The 1,275-nt window shown below is 61.2% G+C and carries 1 protein-coding gene; it reads right to left on the reverse strand.

All coding sequences use genetic code 11. The features are described 5' to 3' along the window. Positions 1 to 34: 34 nt before the first annotated feature. A protein-coding gene (locus ACFQ24_RS03920; RefSeq protein ID WP_207080820.1) for an IS3 family transposase occupies positions 35 to 1,212 on the reverse strand; the annotation gives its coding sequence in 2 pieces (ribosomal slippage) (positions 35 to 948 and positions 948 to 1,212; 1,179 coding nt in all). Between the last annotated feature and the right edge of the window lie 63 nt (positions 1,213 to 1,275).

A 1,275-nucleotide genomic window follows, 5' to 3' on the forward strand; every position in this document is an offset into this window, starting at 1 on the left:
TGATCTGCCCCCACCGAGTGGACCGATTGGTTTGTTAGTGGATTAAGCCCATCGCCGCCATATTCGGACGGAGGTGGAGCGAAGCGGAACCGGAGGCCGGATATGGCGGTGTCGCCGTTTCCGGTGCCGGCGGTCGGTAGCCCAAGCTGCTGTGAGGGCGAACGGTGTTGTAATGCCGCCGCCATGCCTCGATCAGCACCTTGGCCTCAGCGAGGCTGTAGAAGATCTCGCCGTTGAGCAGTTCGTCGCGAAGCGATCCATTGAAGCTTTCGTTATAGCCATTCTCCCATGGTGATCCCGGCGTGATGTAGAGCGTCGTCACGCCGATCTGCCCCAGCCATTTCTGGACGGCGGTCGCGATAAATTCGCTTCCGTTGTCGGACCGTATATGTACCGGAGGACCGCGAGAAATGAACAGGTCGGCCAGCGCCGCCAGCACATCCTCGTGTTTGAGCTGCCGGGCAACGATGAGTGCCAGGCACTCCCTGCTGGCCTCATCGATGATGGTCAGGATCCGGAACTTGCGGCCATCGTGCGTGCGCCCTTCGACGAAGTCGTAGGCCCACACATGCCCGGGATACTCAGGCCGTAGGCGGATACATGATCCGTCGTTGAGCCACAGGCGTCCCCGTTTGGGCTGGCGCAGCGGGACCTTCAGTCCTTCGCGTCGCCATATCCGCTCGACCCGTTTGTGGTTCACCGTCCACCCCGCATGGCACAGCAACGCCGTCACCCGGCGGTAGCCATAGCGACCATATTGCTTCGCCAACGCGACGATGTCCTCCGTGAGCGCCTGTTCGTCATCCGCCCCACGCGGCACCTTGCGCTGTGTCGATCGATGCTGCCCTAGCACCCGGCATATCCGTCGCTCGGACACTCGGATCGGCAAATCTTGTCGCAACTGATCGATGCAGCGCCGCCGCCGCGCGGGGCTTAGAAGTTTCCCTTGGCAGCTTCCTGCAAGATCAGCTTGTCCAACGTCAGATCCGAAATCGCCCGGCGTAGCCGCTGGTTCTCTTTCTCCAGATCCTTCATCCGCCGCGCTTGGTCGGTCTTCAGGCCGCCATATTCCTTGCGCCAGCGATAGTATGTCTGCTCGCTGACTGCGATCCGGCGGCACGCCTCTGCTGTCGAGGCTCCCTGCGCCAGCACAATCTCAGCTTCACGCAGCTTGCCGATAATCTCTTCCGGCTTGTGCTTCTTGCTCGGCATTCATCGTCCCTTTCGTGGTCCAGACTATCATAGTCTCTGGGCCACTCAGCGGGGGGCAGATCA

Source organism: Sphingobium olei (assembly GCF_042678845.1).
GTDB lineage: Bacteria > Pseudomonadota > Alphaproteobacteria > Sphingomonadales > Sphingomonadaceae > Sphingobium > Sphingobium olei.